Source organism: Caulobacter sp. KR2-114 (assembly GCF_049446115.1).
Taxonomy (GTDB): Bacteria; Pseudomonadota; Alphaproteobacteria; order Caulobacterales; family Caulobacteraceae; genus Acaudatibacter.
Genome location: NZ_JBMSEC010000003.1, coordinates 214,021 through 231,485 on the forward strand (window position 1 = coordinate 214,021; position 17,465 = coordinate 231,485).

Below are 17,465 nucleotides of genomic sequence, written 5' to 3' on the forward strand. Positions count from 1 at the left end.
CCCTCCACCGCTTCGCGGTCCCCCTCCCCCATGGGGGGAGGAGATTGGCGCGCGATCATCAGCGACAGCACCGCGGCGATCAGGCCGGTGAAGCCCGCCATCACGAAGGCCTGCAGGTAGCTGCCCTCGGCGGTGCGGATCAGACCGGCGCCGAAGGCGGCCGTGGCGGCGCCCGCCTGGTGGCCGGCGGCGATCCAGCCGAACACGATCGGCCCGTCGGTATCGCCGAACGCCTCGCTGGCCAGGCGCACGGTGGGCGGCACGGTGGCGATCCAGTCCAGGCCGTAGAACACCGCGAACACGCTGAGCGAGACGATCGAGAAGTCGGTGAACGGCAGCGCCATCAGCGACAGCCCCCGCAGGCCGTAATAGGCGAACAGCAGCTTGCGGCTGTCGAACCGGTCGGTGAGCCAGCCCGAGAGGGTGGTGCCGATCAGGTCGAACAGGCCCATCGCCGCCAGCATGCCCGCCGCCTTCACCTCCGGCATCCCGTGGTCGCCGCAGAAGGCGATCAGGTGCATGCCGACCAGGCCGTTGGTGGTCAGGCCGCAGACGAAGAAGCCGGCGAACAGCAGCCAGAAGGTGCGCGTGCGGGCCGCCCGGCCCAGCGCCCCGAACGCGGCGGTCAGCGCGCCGGAGCCCGACACCGCCGCCGGCGCGGGCCAGTCCGCCGGCGCGCCATAGGGGCGAAGGCCGATGCTCTCGGGCCGCTCGGGAACCAGCAGCCAGACCACCGGGGCCAGGATGGCGGTGGCCGCGGCGATGGCAATCGCCACCGGCTTCCAGCCCCCCGCTTCGGTCAGGGCGGCCATGGCCGGCAGGAAGATCAGCGTGCCGGTGGCGGTGCTGGCGGTCAGCAGGCCCATGATGACCCCGCGGCGCTCCACGAACCAGCGGTTCACCACGCTCGCCCCCAGCACCGGCGCCACCGCCCCCGAGCCGAACCCGGCCAGCACGCCCCAGGTGGCGGTGTACTGCCAGGCCTGGGTCATCAGGGTGGAGAGCCCGGTGGAGAGCGCCATCAGCACCAGCGCCAGGGTCACCGTGCGGCGCAGGCCGAAGCTCTGCATCAGGGCGGCGGCGAACGGTCCGGTCAGGCCATAGAGGAAGATGCCCACCGCCCCGGCCAGGGAGATGCTGGCCCGGCTCCAGCCGAACGCCTTTTCCAGCGGCAGGATCAGCACCCCCGGCGCGGCGCGCAGGGCGGCGGCCGACAGCAGCGCCAGGAAGATCGTGGCGACCACCACATAGGCGTAGTTCTGACCAAACGGACGACGCATCCGGGCGACTCCTTGTGCGGACGGCGTTGATGCCCGCGCGCGGCGGGGGCGGTCAAAGCAGATTACTTGACCTGGGCAACGAAGTTTCTGCAAGCCCGGGCTGACGTCGCGGCGCCCACGGCCCGATCCGGCCTTGCGAAGGCCGCGCCGCCCGTCGATAACGCACCGCAACAAGAGCCGCATTGATCAAGCGGCCGCGGACATTGAAGCCATTTGCATTAGGTCCAAGGAGCGTCGATTGAGCGACACCCCCCCGAACGACACCGTCTCCCCAGATACCGTTTCGCCGGACACCGTTTCCCCGGATACCGTCTCCCCGGATACCGTATCCTTGGGGCGGCGGCTGACCGAGCTGGCGCAGGAGCGGCCTGACCGCCCCGCCGTCACCGACCACACCCGCACCGTCACCTGGAAAGAGCTGGACCTTCGCAGCAACCGCATCGCCCGCGGCCTGGCGGCGGCCGGCGTGAAGCCGGGCGACCTGGTGACCATCGGCCTGCCCAACAGCGTCGACTTCGTCGAGGCGTGCTTCGCCCTGTGGAAGGCCGGCGCGACGCCGCAGCCGATCAGCTACCGCCTGCCCCGGCACGAGGCCGAGGCGGTGATGGACCTGGCCGAGACGCCGATCCTGATCGCCGGCGACACGGTCGAGGGCAACAAGCCGCGCTATGACGTGCCGGCCCTGCTGGCCCTGTCGGACGACGACGGCCCGCACGAGGACCGCATCGCCCCCTACTACAAGGCCCCCACCAGCGGCGGCTCGACCGGGCGGCCGAAGCTGATCCTGTCCGGCGGGCCGGGCGTGCACAACCGCAACGCCGCGGGCGCCTATCGCACCGTCGAGGACGACGTGATGATCATGCCCGGGCCGATGTACCACAACGGCCCGTTCACCTCGGCCTTCGGCGGCCTGTTCAAGGGCGCGCACCTGGTGCTGCTGCCCCGCTTCGACGCCGAGAAGACGCTGGAGGCGGTCGACCGCCACGGCGGCACCTGGATGTACCTGGTGCCGACCATGATGAGCCGGATCTGGAAGCTGCCGGACGAGGTGCGGGCCCGCTACAAGGTCTCCACCCTGCGCACGGTCTGGCACCTGGCCGCCCCCTGCCCGCCCTGGCTGAAGGAGGCCTGGATCAACTGGCTGGGCGCCGACGTGATCATGGAGCTCTACGCCGGCACAGAGGCCCAGGCGGTGACCATCATCAGCGGGACCGAGTGGCTGGCGCACCGCGGCTCGGTGGGCCGGGTGACGATGGGCGAGATGCAGGCCTTCGACGCCGACGGCCAGCCGCTGCCCCCCGGCGAGGTGGGCGAGATCTTCATGCGCCGGCCGGCCGGCGCGGCCCCGTCCTACCACTACCGCGGCGCCACGGCGCGCACCCTGGAGGGCGGCTGGGAGAGCCTGGGCGACATCGGTTACTTCGATGCCGACGGCTTCCTGTACCTGGCCGACCGGCGCACCGACATGATCCTGGTGGGCGGCTCCAACGTCTATCCGGCCGAGATCGAGGCGGCGCTCGACGAGCATCCGCTGGTGCAGTCCAGCGCGGTGATCGGCCTGCCGGACGACGAGATGGGCAACCAGATCCACGCCATCATCCAGCCCCGTGACGGCCTGACCGAGGACGCCGTGCGCGAGCACCTGCGCGGCATGCTGGTCACCTACAAGCAGCCGCGGACCTTCGAGTTCGTGACCGAGAACATCCGCGACGACGCCGGCAAGGTGCGCCGCACCCAGCTGCGCGACGAACGCATCGCCAGGCTGAAAGCGGCACAGAGCGCCTGAAGGTGGGCGCCTGACCGGCGCTGCTGCCCCCTCCCATAACAAGAACGAGCAACACGGAACGAGAGACGCATGAGCATCAAGGGAAAGGCCTATGTCGCGGGGGTGTATGAGCACCCCACGCGCGACGCCCCGGACATCTCCACCCCGCAGATCCACGCCGAGAGCGCCATGGGCGCCCTGGCCGACGCGGGCCTGACCAAGGACGACATCGACGGCTATTTCTGCGCCGGCGACGCCCCCGGCTTCGGCGCCATGTCGATGGCCGACTACATGGGCCTGAAGCTGCGCCACATGGACTCCACCGAGACCGGCGGCTCCTCGTACATCCTGCACGTCGGCCACGCCGCCCAGGCGATCGCCGAGGGCAAGTGCAACGTCGCCCTGATCACCCTGGCCGGCCGGCCGCGCCAGCAGCGCGGCGGCGGCGGGGGCGGCCGCGGCGGCCCGCCCGGCATGTCCGACGTGCCGGAAGCCGGATTCGAGAACATCTGGGGCGGCTCGACGCACAACACCTACGGCATGTGCGCCATGCGCCACATGCACGACTATGGCACCACGTCCGAGCAGCTGGCCTGGATCAAGGTCGCCGCCTCGCACCACGCCCAGTACAACGAGCACGCCTTCCTGCGCGACGTGGTCACGGTGGAGGACGTGATCAACTCGCCGATGATCGCCGACCCGCTGCACCGCATGGACTGCTGCGTGGTGACCGACGGCGGCGGCGCGGTGATCGTCACCCGCCCGGAGATCGCCAAGAGCCTGAAGCGGCCGCTGGTCAAGGTGATCGGCGCCGGCGAGGCCCCCAAGGGCCCGCGCGGCGGCCTGGACCTGGACCTGACCTATTCGGGCGCGGTGTGGTCCGGCCCGATCGCCTTCGAGGAAGCCGGCGTCACCCCGCAGGACATCAAGTACGCCTCGATCTACGACAGCTTCACCATCACCGTCCTCATGCAGCTCGAGGATCTCGGCTTCTGCAAGAAGGGCGAGGGCGGCAAGTTCGTCGCCGACGGCAACCTGATCTCCGGCGTCGGCAAGCTGCCGTTCAACACCGACGGCGGCGGCCTGTGCAACAACCACCCCACCAACCGCGGCGGCATCACCAAGGTGATCGAGGCGGTGCGCCAGGCCCGCGGCGAGGCCCACCCCAAGGTCCAGGTGCCCGACCCCAGCCTGGTGCTGGCGCACGGCACCGGCGGCTCGCTGGGCACGCGCCACGGCGCGGCGACCCTGGTCATGGAACGGGAATAGGGAGCCGCACGATGGCCGACACCACCACCACCACCACCACCGAAGCCCCGACCGCCCGCCGCATCCCGGCCCCCGCGGTGAACGTGGAATCCAAGCCGTTCTGGGACGCCGCCCAGCAGGGCAGGTTCCTGATCAAGCGCTGCAACGCCTGCGGCAAGCCGCACTGGTACCCGCGCGCCATCTGCCCGCACTGCTTCTCGGGCGACACCGTCTGGGAAGAGAGCCCGGGCGAGGGCGTGATCTACACCTACAGCGTGATGCACCGGAACACCCCGGTCCCCTACGCCATCGCCTACGTCAACCTGGACGAAGGCCCGGCCGTCCTGACCAACATCATCGACTACACCCCCGAGACGCTGAAGATCGGCGCAAGGGTGAAGGTGAAGTGGACGCCGACGGAGGGCGGGCCGCCGGTGTTTACGTTCGCGCCGGTGTGAGGGGGCGGACGCGCCCCCGCTGACTGATTGAGAGACGAGCGAGCGCCGCCGAGGGGAGACTTCGGCGGCGTTTTGCTGTCGGGAAGGCGGCCATGGTCGGAATGCGCGACAAATCCACGTTCCTTCAGAGCTTGGTGCGGACTTGATCTCTGCATCTCGCAACCCACAAATCAGCGCCTGACTACTCCTTGAGAGCGAGCTGGACTTGCTCCAACCGCGTTTCCAGCTCGGTGAGTTTGGTCGAGGTGATGTCATCGCGACTTGGCGAGAAAAGCTTCGCGCCTGCCTTAAACCACTTGATCTCCGCACGAATGAAGTCGCGCTCAGCAATTGCCCAGCGCGTGAGTTCGTCAGACATCGGTTCCTCCACTGTGCACCGTTGGGTCCAATATTGAAGCATTCGCGCCGCTAGCTTCTAAACCTAGTTCGCGTGAAAGCTCAGGCGAACAATGGTGGAGGCGATTTAGCGCGGAGCTGATCTTGAAGTGCAACGGATCAGCGTCTGGTTCTTCCGAAATCACGGGAAGTGGCATGCCTCAAACATCCGACAGCCATTTCCGGCCGGTCCCACTATAGCGGAGTCGCTGACGTCGGTCATATTTGTTGGAACGCATAGCGGGATGATGGTGTCCGCGAGGATCGACCTCGCTGCGGCGGTACCCTTCGCAACGCTCGACAGCGGGCAGCCAGTACGCTCTCGGTCGCGCTGGAGGTTGCGGGACCTTGAACGTGCGTGCGGCGGCTGGAACGAGGCGGACGCCGGGAGTTCACCACTGACGTGCGCATCATTCGGGCGACGCCGCTATAGGTTGGTTTCTTTGGAGCCGTGGTCGTCCTGATCGGATTGAGCCGACGTGTTTTGCCTGGGCCGCCTGCGCCAGCCGGCGCGGGGATGAGCGGATGTTGGGGGTTATTGAGGGTCGGCGCTGTCACCGGACGAACCGTCCCACTTCAGCGCCACGGCCTTGTTCCAGGCGTTGTGCAGGGCGTCGCGGGGGGCGGAGAGGGCGAGGGTGCGGGTGGTGGCTTCCCATTGGTCGGCGGTGGTCTTGATCACCACGGTGGTGGGGCTGGGGGCCAGCTGGTCGGCCCAGTTCTTCAGCGAGGCGGCGTTGAAGACCAGCAGGAACAGCGGGACGATGGCCATCACCGTCGAGGTCCAGCGCAGAGAGTCCCGGGCGACGGCGTCCCAGGCGCCCGCCGCGGGCGCCGGCGGCATCACCGCTGCCTTGGCCGCAGCTTCCGCCACGACAGCCGCGCCAGCCCTGGCTTCGACCACGGCGGCAGTCTCGACCAAGGCCTGGGGGCGGGTTGCAGGCGCGACGCCGGCCTTGGCGGTCGGGGCGGACTTGCGCGATTTGGCGCCGGCGTTCGCGGCGGGTTTGGGTCCGGCCTTGGTGGACGCGGCCCTGGGGTTCGTGGCGGTCTTGGCGCCCGTCGTGGCTGGCTTGGCTTGCGGCTTTGCGCCGGGCTTGGCTTGAGGCTTGGTAGCGGTCTTGGCCGCGGGCTTGGCGCCAGCTTCGGCCGCCGGTTTGACCCCGGCCTTGACGGACTTCGTCGGTGGTTTGGCGGACTTCGCCGCCGCCTTGGCGGCCTTCGCTGCGGGCTTGGCGACAGGCTTCGCCTTGGGGGCAACCTTATCCAGGTCGTCGGCGGCGCTCATCTCGGCCCCCTAGAACTGGTAGTAGATGAAGGGCGCCACGCCCGCCGGGCGCAGGGCCTCGATCATCACCATCACCACGCCGAGGCTGAGCGCGAAGCCGATGGCGGGCATCCTGGCCAGGCGGGCGCCGGCGGTTTCGACCAGGCGGGGCGGGAGGGCCTGGGTGGAGAGGCCGATCAGGATCAGGGCCACGGCCAATGGGGTGACGGTCAGGGCAGCGCCGGCGACCGCGGGGGCGGCCCCGGCGGCGGCGCCCCAGTGGGTCATGCCTTGCAGGAAGGCGATCGCCGACGCGAAGCTGTCGGCGCGGAAGAAGATCCAGGCCAGGCAGACGATGTGGAAGGTGACCAGCACGCCGATCCATTGCGGCAGCGACGGCCAGGCCTTGGGCTTGAACTCGCGCCACAGGCGCTCGGCGGCGAGGACGGTTCCGTGCAGGGCGCCCCAGATGACGAAGGTCCAGGAGGCGCCGTGCCACAGGCCGCCCAGCAGCATGGTGATCATCAGGTTGCGGCAGGCCTTGATGAGGCCGCCGCGGTTGCCGCCCAGGGAGATGTAGAGGTAGTCGCGCAGCCAGCTGGACAGGCTGATGTGCCAGCGCCGCCAGAAGTCCTGCAGCGAGGCGGCGCGGTAGGGCTGGTCGAAGTTGCGCGGGAACTGGTAGCCCAGCAGGGCGGCCAGGCCGATGGCCATGTCGCTGTAGGCCGAGAAGTCGCAGTAGATCTGCACCGCGTAGCCATAGGTGGCGGCGATCAGGTCGATCGGGCCGTGGCTGGCCGGGTCGAAGAACACGTTGTCGACGAAGCCGGTGGCGAGCTGCGAGGCGATCACCGCCTTCTTGAAGAGGCCCCAGGCAATCAGCAGGAAGCCGGTGGCGGCGGCCTCGCGGGTGAGCTTCGGGACGGTCTGGAACTGCGGGATCAGGTCGCTGGCGCGCACGATCGGGCCGGCCACCAGGTGGGCGAAGAAGCTCATCAGCAGGGTGACGTCGAGCAGCCGGGCCGGCGTGGTCTTGCCGCGATAGATGTCGATCAGATAGCTCATCCCCTGGAAGGTGAAGAAGCTGATCCCCACCGGCAGGACGATCTGCAGCACCGGCAGGTCGCGCTGCCAGCCGAGCGCGTGCAGCGTGCCGGAGACCTGCTGCAGGAAGAAGCCGCAGTACTTGAACGTGCCCAGCACCGCCAGGTTGGCGGCGACGCCCACGGCGACCAGGGCCTTGCGGCGGCGCAGGTTGTTCGGGTCGCCGCCCTCAGAGTGAAAAGCGGCGCTGCGGGCGATCTCGCGCGCCAGGCCCCAGTTGACGACGGCCGAGCCGATCAAGAGGGCGACGAAGCGCCAGTCCCAGGCGCCGTAGAAGATCCAGCTGGCGGCCAGCAGCAGGATCTTGCGCCACTCGTTGTCGCGCCGCGCGGCCCAGGCCACGGCGAACAGGCCCAGGAAGAACAGGCCGAAGGTGAGCGTGGGGAACAGCATGGCTCAGGGCTGCTGCGAGGGCCGCATCGGCAGCGGCGGGGCGACGTTGGCGGCCCGGTCCATGTCGGCCTGCAGCGCGTCGGCCACCCGGGCGCCGCCGGCCAGGGTGTAGTGCACGTGGTCGCCGCGCATCAGCGGCGGGACGGCGCGCGCCCAGCCCTCGGCGTAGCCCGGCCCGCCCATGCGGTCGGCCCAGTCCCAGTAGGCGACGCCCTCGGCGCCGGCCACCCGGCGCTGGATGTTGCGCACCGCGCGCAGGCCCGGCGGCGAATACCAGGCGCTGCCCGAGGGGTCCGGGTCGGCCGCGTAGCCGTCGGCGTTGTTGCGCTGGCCGGGGCGGTTGGAGTTGGCGTCCGGCGCGCCGACGATCAGGATCGGCGCCCCGCCGGACAGGCGGCGCACGCGCTGGATCTGGGCGTGCAGCAGGGCCTCGAACTGGGCCCCGTCGAAGTGGCCGACGAAGCCGTCGTTGGTGCCGTACTCCAGGACGATCAGGTCCGGCTGGTAGGCGCGCAGCTCCTCGGCGACGGCGCCGTCGTTGGTGCGCGAGAAGTCGGCCAGGGTGGCGCCCACCACGCCCAGGTTGGAGACCGCCACGCCGCCGGCGTCGTTGAAGGTGGCCCACGAGGTCAGGGTCACCGGCCCCTCGGTGGAGAGCGAGGCGCTGGAGGCCTGGTCCTTGACCTGGAACTGGGTGCAGACCTCGCCCGGGGTCTGGGCCGACAGCGAGACGCGCGACTGGGTGGGGCCGAAGTTGACGATCAGGGTCCCGGCGCCCGGCTGGTCGCGGGCGCAGACCACCAGGCGGTTGAAGGTCTGCGACGGCTCGGCGGTCAGCGACAGGCTGGCGCCGTCGTGCTGGGCGGTCAGGCGAAAGCCGGCGATGCCGAACGGGTGGCCGGGCTCGAAGTCCTTGAGGATGTTCTGCACCGTCCAGCCCTCGGACTGTTCGATGTGCACCCCCTGGGGCAGGAAGCCGACGTAGGGCTTGCCGGCCGGCAGCACGCCGCGCCCGCCATAGCCGAAGCGGGCCTGCAGGGGGTTGCGCAGGGCGCCCCAGATGTTGTCGCTGGCCGAGTGGCTGTCGCCGATGATCAGCACGTGCACCGGCCGGCCGCGATGGCTCTGCTGGTCGTCGGCGATGGCCTGGAAATAGGGGGCCAGGCTCTCGGCGCCGCACAGGCCGCCGACGCAGCTCTGGGCGCCCGGTATGGTGGGGGTCAGCGCCGCCACCGGCGCCAGCAGGGCGACCGCCGCGGCCAGGAGGCCATGGGCAATCATAGGGCGATGGGCATCAGGCGGCCGGGGAGACCGGGGCGGCGCCGGCGGCCTCGGCCGGGGCGGCGACGGCCTGGCCGGCGGGCGCGGCGGGACCGGCCGGCGAGAGGGCGGCGGCGGCCTTGCGCGACTGGGCGACGTAGGCCTGGATCCGGTCCACCAGCGGCGCGGTGATCAGCTCGTAGCCGGCCATGGTCATGTGGATGCCGTCGTTGGCCCGCATCAGCTTGGGCTCCGTCCCGCCTGGCGTCGGCAGATAGGCGTTGAACGCGCCGCTCTGGTCCACCGACAGCGGCTGGGTGTCGATGAACGGCACCCCCAGCTGCGCCATGTGGTCGGAGAGGAAGGCGTTCATCTGCGCCACGTCCTGGTCGTAGGCGGCGTCGCGCATCTTTGGCAGGCCCACCCAGTAGACCACCGCGCCGCGGCTGCGCAGCAGGGCGACCATGCGGTCGATGCGCTGGCCGTAGGCGACGCGCCAGGCGGGGGTGAACAGCTGGTAGACGTGGCCGTCCTGGACGATGCCGCGCATGTCGTTGGCGCCGAAGTCGATCACCGCCACGTCCACCGGCTGGCTGGCGATCTGGGCGGTGGTGCGGTCCTCGAGCGAGGCCAGGTCATAGCGGGTCAGGCCGGTGGATTCCTGGCTGAACTTGACCACGTTGTAGTGGTCGGACTTGGGCAGGCGCCGATAGAGCGCCGCCCAGACGCCGTCGCCGAAGCTGTCGCCGAACACGCCGACATTGATCTGTCCGCCCTTGGCGAGCGTCTGCAGCATGCGCGCCTGGACGGGGACGTCGCACTCGGCCGCGCGCGCCGCGGCCGCCTTGATCGCCGGGGTCCTGGCCGGCGCCGCGGAGGCGGCGCTCGCCGCCGGCGCGACGCGCGGCGGGGCGGGCGCGTGGCTGGCGAAGGCCAAGCCCATCATCACGCCCATGGCGACGCCAACGAACAGCACGGCGGTGCGGTCGAGGACCACGGCCCTCATCTTGGACTCCAGCATTTGGGAACGGGCGGGAACGGGGGGAACGGAAGCGGGAACAGCAGCTACTCGTCTTTTCCGCGATTTCGGCGCGCCGCTCCAGAGGCGGCTTCGCGAATTTATTGTCGCGCCCCGCATTTCCTTGCCGCCCCGGGCGGCGCGTGTGAGGATTTGTCCGCAACTTCGGCAGGAAGCCCTTCCCAGTGAGCGCGTCCGGGGTCGAGATCGACCTCTCCCACGACCAGAGCCGGGCCATCGCCGAGGCCGTGCGCGAGGAGCTGGCGCGCCGCCGCATCTCCCGCCAGCGCCTGGCCGACGACGCGAAGATCAGCATCTCGACCCTGGAAAAGGCGCTGGCCGGCAGCCGGCCGTTCACCCTGGCCACCACCATCCGCCTGGAGGAGGCGCTCGGCCGGCGCCTGCGGCCGCCCGCCATGCCCCTGCCCACGGCGCGCCCGGCGCCGGGCGCCTCCGCGCCGGACGAGCTGGGCGCCTACGCCCGGGCGGCGGTGCGCTGGCTGGAGGGCGAGTACCTGACCCTGCGCCCGTCGTTCGAGGGCGTCGACGCGGCCTTCGCCTACCGCACCGAGATCTACTGGGACGACGACGCCTCCGCCCTTGCCTTCCGCGAGGCGGCGCGGGAGGACAGCGCCTTCACCCAGCACGGGCTGGTGTCGCTGCCGACCCAGTCGGGGATGCTGTACCTGGTGACCAATTCGGCCGGGCAGTACCGGCTGGGCGTGTTCGGCCGGCCGACCATCAAGGGCGAGCTGTACGGCCTGATCACCACCCTCTACGCCGGCGCCGGCTCGCACCTGACCCCCTCCAGCGCCGCCGTGGCCCTGCTGCCCATGCGCGACTGGCCCGACCCCGCCTACGGCAAGATCCCGCCCGGCCATCCGCTGTATGCGGCCTACCGCCCCCACATCGACCGCATCGCCGACCAGGGGTTCGTGCGGTTCCTGGCGCGGTAGGGGGGGGCTCCACGCCTCCACTCCTTCAGCCGTCATCCTCGGCCTTGTGCCGAGGGTCCATGCACGCGTGAGAAGGATTGGCGCGCTTCGAAGGGCGCGCCACGATGGGGCGGCTGCCGCTCCAGCAACGCTCCGCTGCCGCTCGCGACTGCCCTTCACGTGTTCATGGATCCTCGGGACTGACGCCCGAGGATGACGGCGGGTGATTGGTGACGGTGTTCTGAAGGGGCGGAACCCCTCACCTTCCCATGGCTGCGCCATGGGCCCCTTCCTCTCCCTATGGGAGAGGTGGAAGAGGGGGCGGCTCGGGAGAATTATCTCTTTGAACGCTCAGGTAAAAACACCTCTCCCGCAGGGAGAGGGAGGGGCCCGCGGGGCTTGCGTAGCAAGGCGCGTGGGAGGGTGAGGGGTTCGGGCCCCGCCCCCTATTCCCCCGACACCGGGGTGAACGTCACGCCGCCGATCTTCACGGCATCGTCGGGGGTCCTCACGCCGATCGCCTCGGCGCGTTGCAGCACGGCGTCGACGTCGTCGACCACCAGCTCGATGCCCACCACGCCCGTGCCATCCTCGTCCACCGGGGCCACGAAGCGGATCGCCTCGCCGTCGAGGGCGATCTCCCAGGCCTCGCCGTCGGCCAGGGCGACCTTGTCCAGCAGCTGGGCCCAGCGGGCGGCGGCGGCGGCGGGGTCGCGGTGCTGGATCGTGACGGCGGTCATGCCCAGGGTGATTTCGCTCTCGTAGTCGCGCCATTGCTCGCCGGCCGGCGGCCAGTCGCTGAGCGGCTCGCGCCAGTCGGGGTCGCCCTGGACGCTGTCGATCGACAGCAGCACCGCCGCGGTGTCGGCCGGGTGGAAGTGGGTGTAGCGGTAGTGCTCCTCGCGGCTTCGGGCCACCACGCGCACGCCCATCGCCTCCAGCCGGGCGCGGTGGGCCAGGGCGTCGTCGTCCTGCAGGATCACCATGTAGCCGGCGTCGCCGCCGCGGCGCTGCAGGTAGCGGGCGCCGGAGGCGTCGTCGCGGATCGGCTCCAGCACCTCGATGAACTCGCCGCCCGCCGGCATCACCACGTTGGCGAGGCCGAAATGGCCGACGCCCGGATCGCGGAAGGCCACCTTCAGGCCGAACACGTACTCCAGCTGCCCGGCGACGGGCGCGATCTTGTGGGCCATGATGGCCACCTGCCTCAGGCGCATGCGTGTCTCCCCTTCCCGCCCGTCCGGGCCTTGCCAACGGCTATTCCGCGGCGCTGCGCTCGGCTTCCAGCTCGGCCAGCACCTCGTCGGTGTGCTCGCCCATGCGCGGCGGATGGCGGCGGATGTTGGCCGGCGTCGCCGAATAGTTCACCGGCGGCTTGAGGTTATAGTACGGCCCGACGTCCGGATGGTCATAGCGCTGGAACAGCTCGACGGCCTGCAGGTGCGGGTCGCTCATCAGGTCGTCCAGCCGGTTCATGCGCACCACCGGGATCGACAGCGGCTTGAGGATCGCCAGCCATTCGTCGGTGGTCTTGGTGCGGGTCACCTGGTCGACCAGGCCGTACAGCTCGCGGATGTGCCGGCCGCGGATCTTGTAGTCCGAGAACCGCGGGTCCTTGGCGAAGGTCTCGCCCCAGCCGGCGACCTCGAAGAACTGGTCCCACTGGCCGTCGGTGTAGGGCAGGAGGCCGATGTAGCCGTCGCTGGTGGGGAAGGGCTTGCGCTCCGGATTGGCCACGCGCGGATAGGCCCACTGCCCCGTCGGCGGGTCGAACACGTGGCCGTAGAAGTGCTCCGCCAGGTTGAAGCTGGTGATGCACTCGAACATCGGCACCTCGACGAACTGGCCCTCGCCCGAACGCTGGCGGTGGAACAGGGCGGCGAGGATGGCCTGGGCCATGAAGTGGCCCGAGACCTTGTCGGCGATCAGGCTGGGCAGCAGGCGCGGCGTCGGATCGCCGTCCACCCGCGGCAGGATGTCGGCCATGCCGGAGGCGGACTGGATCAGGTCGTCATAGGCCGGCTCGCCGGCGTAGGGGCCGGCGGCGGCATAGCCCGCGCCGTGGGCGTAGACGATGTCCGGCCGGATCGCCTTGACCGCCTCATAGTCCAGGCCCAGGCGCTTGAGGCCCTCGTAGCGCACCGAGGCGGCGAACACGTCCGAGGTCTTGATCAGTCGGCGCAGGGCCTTGGCGGCCTTTTCCTCGCGCAGGTCCAGCAGCACCGAGCGCTTGTTGCGGTTGATGGTGATGAAGATCGGCCCCAGGTCGTCGGGGCAGCCCTCCGGCACGTGCCCGGCCCAGCGCATGATGTCGCCGCCGCCGCCGCGCCGCCCGCCCGGGAATTCCACCTTGATCACGTCTGCCCCGAGATCGCCCAGCATCTGGGTGGCGTAGGCGCCAAACACGACGCTGGTCATGTCCAGGATGCGGATCCCCTTCAGCGGTCCGGTGACCTCGCTGGCGAGCGTGCGGGTGTTCATGATCCTGACCTTTCCTCGTGCCTCTGACAGGCCAGAGCGCCGTGGCCGGCGTCTTGGCCCCTGTTATGAACCTCTGCGGCGCCGCGCGCACCGGTCATCCGCCCAGGCGGGCGAGACCGTCCCTCAGCTCGGCGACGATCAGCGCCTCCTTGCGCTCCAGGCGCTCGACCGGGCCGGCGACGCCGATGGCGTAGTCGCGGCCGAAGCGGCCGCGCGGCAGGGCCGCGCCGATCACGCCCACCCCCTCCGACACGGTGTGCTTGGAGAAGGCGTAGCCGCGCTGGCGCACCTCGGCCAGCCGCTCGGCCAGGGCCTCGCGCGAGAGCTTGGCGTCGGCGGGCGCCTCGGCGTTGATCCGCCGCCGCAGCTTCTCGACGTCGGCCTCGCTCTTGACGCTCAGCAGCGCCCAGCCGAGGCCCGAGGCGGCGAGCGGGCGCCGCGCGCCCGGCGGCACGGTGACCTGCAGGGGCTCGGACGAGTGGACCAGGTGCACGTACTGGGCGTGCAGGTCGCTCTGCGCCGCCAGGATCACGGTCTCGCCGGTGACCTGGCGCAGGTGGTCCATCAGCCCCGACAGCACCCCGTCGCCGAACAGGGCGTCGTGCACCCAGGCGCCCAGGGCGGCGATGCGCATGGTGGGGAAATAGGTCCGCCGCTCGCGGTCGTAGTCCAGGTAGCCCAGGGCGACGAGCGACTTCATCAGCGCCGAGCCGCTGGAGGCCGGATAGTCCAGCCCCTCCAGCACGTCCTTCAGCGCCAGCGGCCGCCGCTCGCGGTCGAAGTATTCGAGGATCTCGAACACCCGCCGGGCCGACTTGACCGCATCCTCCGCCATGGCGCCCCAGCGTCAATTGATTTCACATATGTGTATTCTAAAGCCACATATGGGCAGCAGAACCACCGATCGCCTAGTATCCCCTCACGCCCGTCGGCACAACGGCCTTGCTGCCCCGACGGACGCCGGTGCTAGACAGGCCGCCGGGGAAGGCGGCCGGGAGAAGAGACGCCATGGATTTCGAGCTCTCCGAAGAGCACCGCATGCTCAAGGACTTGGTGGGCCGGTTCGTCCGCGACGAGCTGATGCCGCTGGAGGCCGGGGTGCTGGCGCGGGAAGCCGAGGGCAAGGGCCTGTATCTCGACGCCGCCGAGAACGCCCGGCTGGACGACATCTCCAAGTCGCTGGGTCTGTGGGGCCTGGACGCGCCGGAGGACATCGGCGGCTCGGACCTGCCGGCCGTGGCCATGGTCGGCGTCGAGGAGGAGATCGGCCGCACCGTCACCCCCTACACCTTCCCGCCCGACAGCCCGAACCTGCGCATGCTGATGGCGACGGTGAACGAGCGCCAGCGCGTCGCCTATCTGGAGCCCTATGTCCGCGGCGAGACGATCTCGGCGATCGGCATCTCCGAGCCCGGCGCCGGCGGCGACCCGGCGGGGATGATCACCCGGGCCGAGCGGGACGGGGATGACTGGATCATCAACGGCCGCAAGATCTGGATCAGCCGCGCCGCCGAGGCCGACTTCACCATCCTGATGGCGGTCAGCGACAAGGAAAAGGGCGCGCGCGGCGGCATCAGCGCCTTCCTGGTCGACAAGGGCACGCCCGGCTTCAACGTGCTGCGCCGCATCCCGATGATCGGCGGGGCGGCCACCTACGAGGTGGCGCTGGAAGACTGCCGGGTCGAGGGCTGGAAGCTGCTGGGGACCGAGGGCAACGGCTTTGCCCCCATGCAGCTGCGGCTGGGCACCCGCCGCGTGCAGATGGCCGCCTGGTCGATCGGCATGGCGCAGCGGGCGCTGGAGATGATCTGCGAGTACGCGCCGCAGCGGAAGACCTTCGGCCTGCCGCTGAGCGAGCGCCAGGCGATCCAGTGGTGGGTGGCCGACGCGGCGACCCGCATCCACGCCTGCCGGCTGATGACCTACGACTGCGCCTGGAAGCTGGACCAGGGCCGCGACGTCCGCCAGGAGATCTCGATGATCAAGGCCTACGCCACCGAGATGGCGTGGGAGGTGGTGGACCGCGCCATGCAGACCTTCGGCGCCATGGGCATGACCAAGGAGATGCCGCTGCAGCTGATGGCCTCCAAGATCCGCACCATGCGCATCTACGACGGCCCCACCGAGGTGCATAAGTGGGTGGTGGCCCGCAACCTGCTGGGAACGCGGCGCTAGCCTGTTTCCGGCTGTCGTCCGGGAAGGCGCGCCGCGCTTATCCGGGACCGCCGGAAGCGCTAAGGGATCGAAAACGGCGGGCGATGGCGCCCGTGGCGGTCCCGGATCATCAGCGGCTGCGCCGCTTGCGTCCGGGATGACAAGACTTTTTGGGGAGACGACGATGCAAGCTCAATACGGCGACGTCTCGGCGAGGACCGAGGGCCATGTGGCGGTGCTGGAGTTCAACCGGCCGCCCACCAACTTCGTCAGCGTCGAGCTGGTGCGCGCCCTGGCCGACGCCCTGCACGCGGCGGACGACGACAAGGGCGTGCGCGCCAGCGTGGTGTGCTCGGCCGGCAAGGCGTTCTGCGCCGGCGCCGACCTGGCCTCGCCCACCGGCGTCGGCGGCTCGGGCATGCAGGGGATCAACCCGCTGTACCACGAGGCCGTGCGGCTGTTCTCGGTGAAGAAGCCGATCGTCATGGCCGTGCAGGGCGCGGCCGTGGGCGCGGGCCTGGGCCTGGCGCTGGTCGGCGACTTCCGCATCGCCGCGCCGGAAGCGCGGTTCGTGTCCAACTTCGTCAAGCTGGGCTTCCACCCCGGCTTCGGCATCACCCACACCCTGCCCCGGGTGGTCGGCGAACAGAAGGCGCTGCTGATGTGCCTCACCGGGCGTCGGGTGAAGGCCGAGGAGGCCCTGGCCTGGGGCCTGGTGGACGAGGTGGTCCCGCTGGAGGACCTGCGCCCGGCGGCCCTGCGCCTGGCCCAGGAGATCGCCGAGAACGCCCCGCTGGCGGTGCAGGCCACGCGCAAGACCTTCCGCGCCGACCTCGCCGCCGCGGTGAAGGCGCAGACCGACCACGAACTGGTGGAACAGACCTGGCTGCGCGAGACCAAGGACTTCGCCGAGGGCGTCCGCTCGGTGAACGAACGCCGCCCCGGGAACTTCGTCGGCGCCTGACCCCGCAGGGTCAGGCCGCCATCAGGAGGTCAGCCAGGAGACGGTCAGCAGACTGTCAGACTGGCAGCTCCTGGTTCATCTTTCCGCCGTCGCCGCGGTAGACGATCTCGCAGGTCGGCTGCGGCAGCGGCGCCTGGTCCCACACCGGATAGGCCGTGCGGATGTGCAGCGCGCCGTCGTTCGCCATCAGCTTCATGCAGACGAACTGGGCGATCTTGTCGGAGGTCACCGGCGCGGTGGCCGGCCCGATCTTCGGCATGTCGGCGACCTGCGTCAGCTTCATCTTGAAGCCCTGGCCGGAGACGTTGATCTTGGTGAACACGTACCAGACCGCCTTGGCGTTGAGGAAGGCCAGGGTGTTCTGGCCGGCCTGGGTGTTCAGGGCGAAGGTCACCGCCTTGATCTGCGAGCCGTCGAAGGCCCCGACGGTCGACTTGCGCTCGGTCAGCGCCCGGTCTTCAAGGCCGGCGACGCTGGTGCTCTCGCGGCCGCGGCCCACGGCGACGATTTCATGCAGGCCCTCGGAATGGCCCTGGCCGCCCTCGTTCGGTAGCCCGACGCCCTCGCTCTCCTTGAGAATCTTGCCGACTTCCTGCTCGGAATAGATACGCACCAGACCCATCGTCGCCCTCGTTTCCCACGGTTGGAGACATCGCCCTGCCCCGGCCGCCGGCATGGTAGCGTTGGAAGAACGCCGTTCCTAGAGCGCAGGCCTTGCCGTCGCCGGTCGCTTGCCGGAAAGTGATCGCGAGGGGCGCGGCAG

At 70.2% G+C, this 17,465-nt stretch carries 16 protein-coding genes; 6 read left to right on the plus strand and 10 right to left on the minus strand.

What is annotated here, in order from left to right:
• The coding region (locus tag ACO2Q3_RS13380; protein ID WP_423307225.1) for an MFS transporter at positions 1-1,280 on the minus strand (1,280 nt) is incomplete at its 3' end.
• Positions 1,281-1,518: 238 nt separating this feature from the next.
• Here ACO2Q3_RS13380 and ACO2Q3_RS13385 point away from each other — a divergent pair.
• The 3 genes from ACO2Q3_RS13385 to ACO2Q3_RS13395 all read left to right on the plus strand — a co-directional run bounded on the left by ACO2Q3_RS13385 (position 1,519) and on the right by ACO2Q3_RS13395 (position 4,751).
• Positions 1,519-3,066, plus strand: coding sequence for an AMP-binding protein (locus ACO2Q3_RS13385; protein ID WP_423307227.1), 1,548 nt, complete (start codon positions 1,519-1,521; stop codon positions 3,064-3,066).
• 69 nt (positions 3,067-3,135) lie between these two features.
• The gene (locus ACO2Q3_RS13390) at positions 3,136-4,314 is read left to right on the plus strand and encodes a thiolase domain-containing protein (protein WP_423307229.1); all 1,179 of its coding nucleotides are present in this window, start codon (positions 3,136-3,138) and stop codon (positions 4,312-4,314) included.
• Positions 4,315-4,325: 11 nt separating this feature from the next.
• Complete coding sequence (locus tag ACO2Q3_RS13395) at positions 4,326-4,751, plus strand: Zn-ribbon domain-containing OB-fold protein (protein ID WP_423307232.1); 426 nt, start codon at positions 4,326-4,328, stop codon at positions 4,749-4,751.
• Positions 4,752-4,932: 181 nt separating this feature from the next.
• On the opposite strand, the gene ACO2Q3_RS13400 is transcribed toward ACO2Q3_RS13395, so the two are convergent.
• The 5 genes from ACO2Q3_RS13400 to ACO2Q3_RS13420 form a co-directional block, all read right to left on the minus strand.
• On the minus strand, positions 4,933-5,109 hold the full coding sequence (locus ACO2Q3_RS13400) for a hypothetical protein (RefSeq protein ID WP_423307234.1): 177 nt from the start codon (positions 5,107-5,109) through the stop codon (positions 4,933-4,935).
• A 552-nt stretch (positions 5,110-5,661) separates the two neighbouring features.
• The gene (locus tag ACO2Q3_RS13405) at positions 5,662-6,414 is read right to left on the minus strand and encodes a hypothetical protein (RefSeq protein ID WP_423307236.1); all 753 of its coding nucleotides are present in this window, start codon (positions 6,412-6,414) and stop codon (positions 5,662-5,664) included.
• A 9-nt stretch (positions 6,415-6,423) separates the two neighbouring features.
• Positions 6,424-7,890, minus strand: a complete 1,467-nt coding sequence (locus ACO2Q3_RS13410; protein ID WP_423307238.1) for an MBOAT family O-acyltransferase — start codon at positions 7,888-7,890, stop codon at positions 6,424-6,426.
• Positions 7,891-7,893: 3 nt separating this feature from the next.
• Positions 7,894-9,171 (minus strand): GDSL-type esterase/lipase family protein, encoded by a 1,278-nt coding sequence (locus ACO2Q3_RS13415; RefSeq protein ID WP_423307240.1) that lies wholly within the window; start codon positions 9,169-9,171, stop codon positions 7,894-7,896.
• Positions 9,172-9,184: 13 nt separating this feature from the next.
• Positions 9,185-10,156: a DUF459 domain-containing protein gene (locus tag ACO2Q3_RS13420; protein WP_423307242.1), complete on the minus strand. Its 972-nt coding sequence runs from the start codon at positions 10,154-10,156 to the stop codon at positions 9,185-9,187.
• Positions 10,157-10,353: 197 nt separating this feature from the next.
• Between ACO2Q3_RS13420 and ACO2Q3_RS13425 the strand changes: the two genes are divergently transcribed.
• Complete coding sequence (locus tag ACO2Q3_RS13425; protein WP_423307244.1) at positions 10,354-11,124, plus strand: transcriptional regulator; 771 nt, start codon at positions 10,354-10,356, stop codon at positions 11,122-11,124.
• 425 nt (positions 11,125-11,549) lie between these two features.
• Here the strand turns inward: ACO2Q3_RS13425 and ACO2Q3_RS13430 are convergent, their stop codons facing one another.
• The 3 genes from ACO2Q3_RS13430 to ACO2Q3_RS13440 form a co-directional block, all read right to left on the minus strand.
• Complete coding sequence (locus ACO2Q3_RS13430) at positions 11,550-12,320, minus strand: VOC family protein (protein WP_423307246.1); 771 nt, start codon at positions 12,318-12,320, stop codon at positions 11,550-11,552.
• Between the two features lie 40 nt (positions 12,321-12,360).
• On the minus strand, positions 12,361-13,584 hold the full coding sequence (locus ACO2Q3_RS13435; RefSeq protein WP_423307248.1) for a CaiB/BaiF CoA transferase family protein: 1,224 nt from the start codon (positions 13,582-13,584) through the stop codon (positions 12,361-12,363).
• A gap of 94 nt (positions 13,585-13,678) precedes the next feature.
• Complete coding sequence (locus ACO2Q3_RS13440; RefSeq protein WP_423307250.1) at positions 13,679-14,419, minus strand: IclR family transcriptional regulator; 741 nt, start codon at positions 14,417-14,419, stop codon at positions 13,679-13,681.
• 173 nt (positions 14,420-14,592) lie between these two features.
• Here ACO2Q3_RS13440 and ACO2Q3_RS13445 point away from each other — a divergent pair, with 173 nt between their 5' ends.
• Positions 14,593-15,759: an acyl-CoA dehydrogenase family protein gene (locus ACO2Q3_RS13445; protein ID WP_423307252.1), complete on the plus strand. Its 1,167-nt coding sequence runs from the start codon at positions 14,593-14,595 to the stop codon at positions 15,757-15,759.
• A 163-nt stretch (positions 15,760-15,922) separates the two neighbouring features.
• Complete coding sequence (locus ACO2Q3_RS13450; RefSeq protein WP_423307254.1) at positions 15,923-16,702, plus strand: enoyl-CoA hydratase/isomerase family protein; 780 nt, start codon at positions 15,923-15,925, stop codon at positions 16,700-16,702.
• 55 nt (positions 16,703-16,757) lie between these two features.
• Here the strand turns inward: ACO2Q3_RS13450 and ACO2Q3_RS13455 are convergent, their stop codons facing one another.
• Positions 16,758-17,324: a hypothetical protein gene (locus tag ACO2Q3_RS13455; RefSeq protein ID WP_423307256.1), complete on the minus strand. Its 567-nt coding sequence runs from the start codon at positions 17,322-17,324 to the stop codon at positions 16,758-16,760.
• Positions 17,325-17,465: the final 141 nt, after the last annotated feature.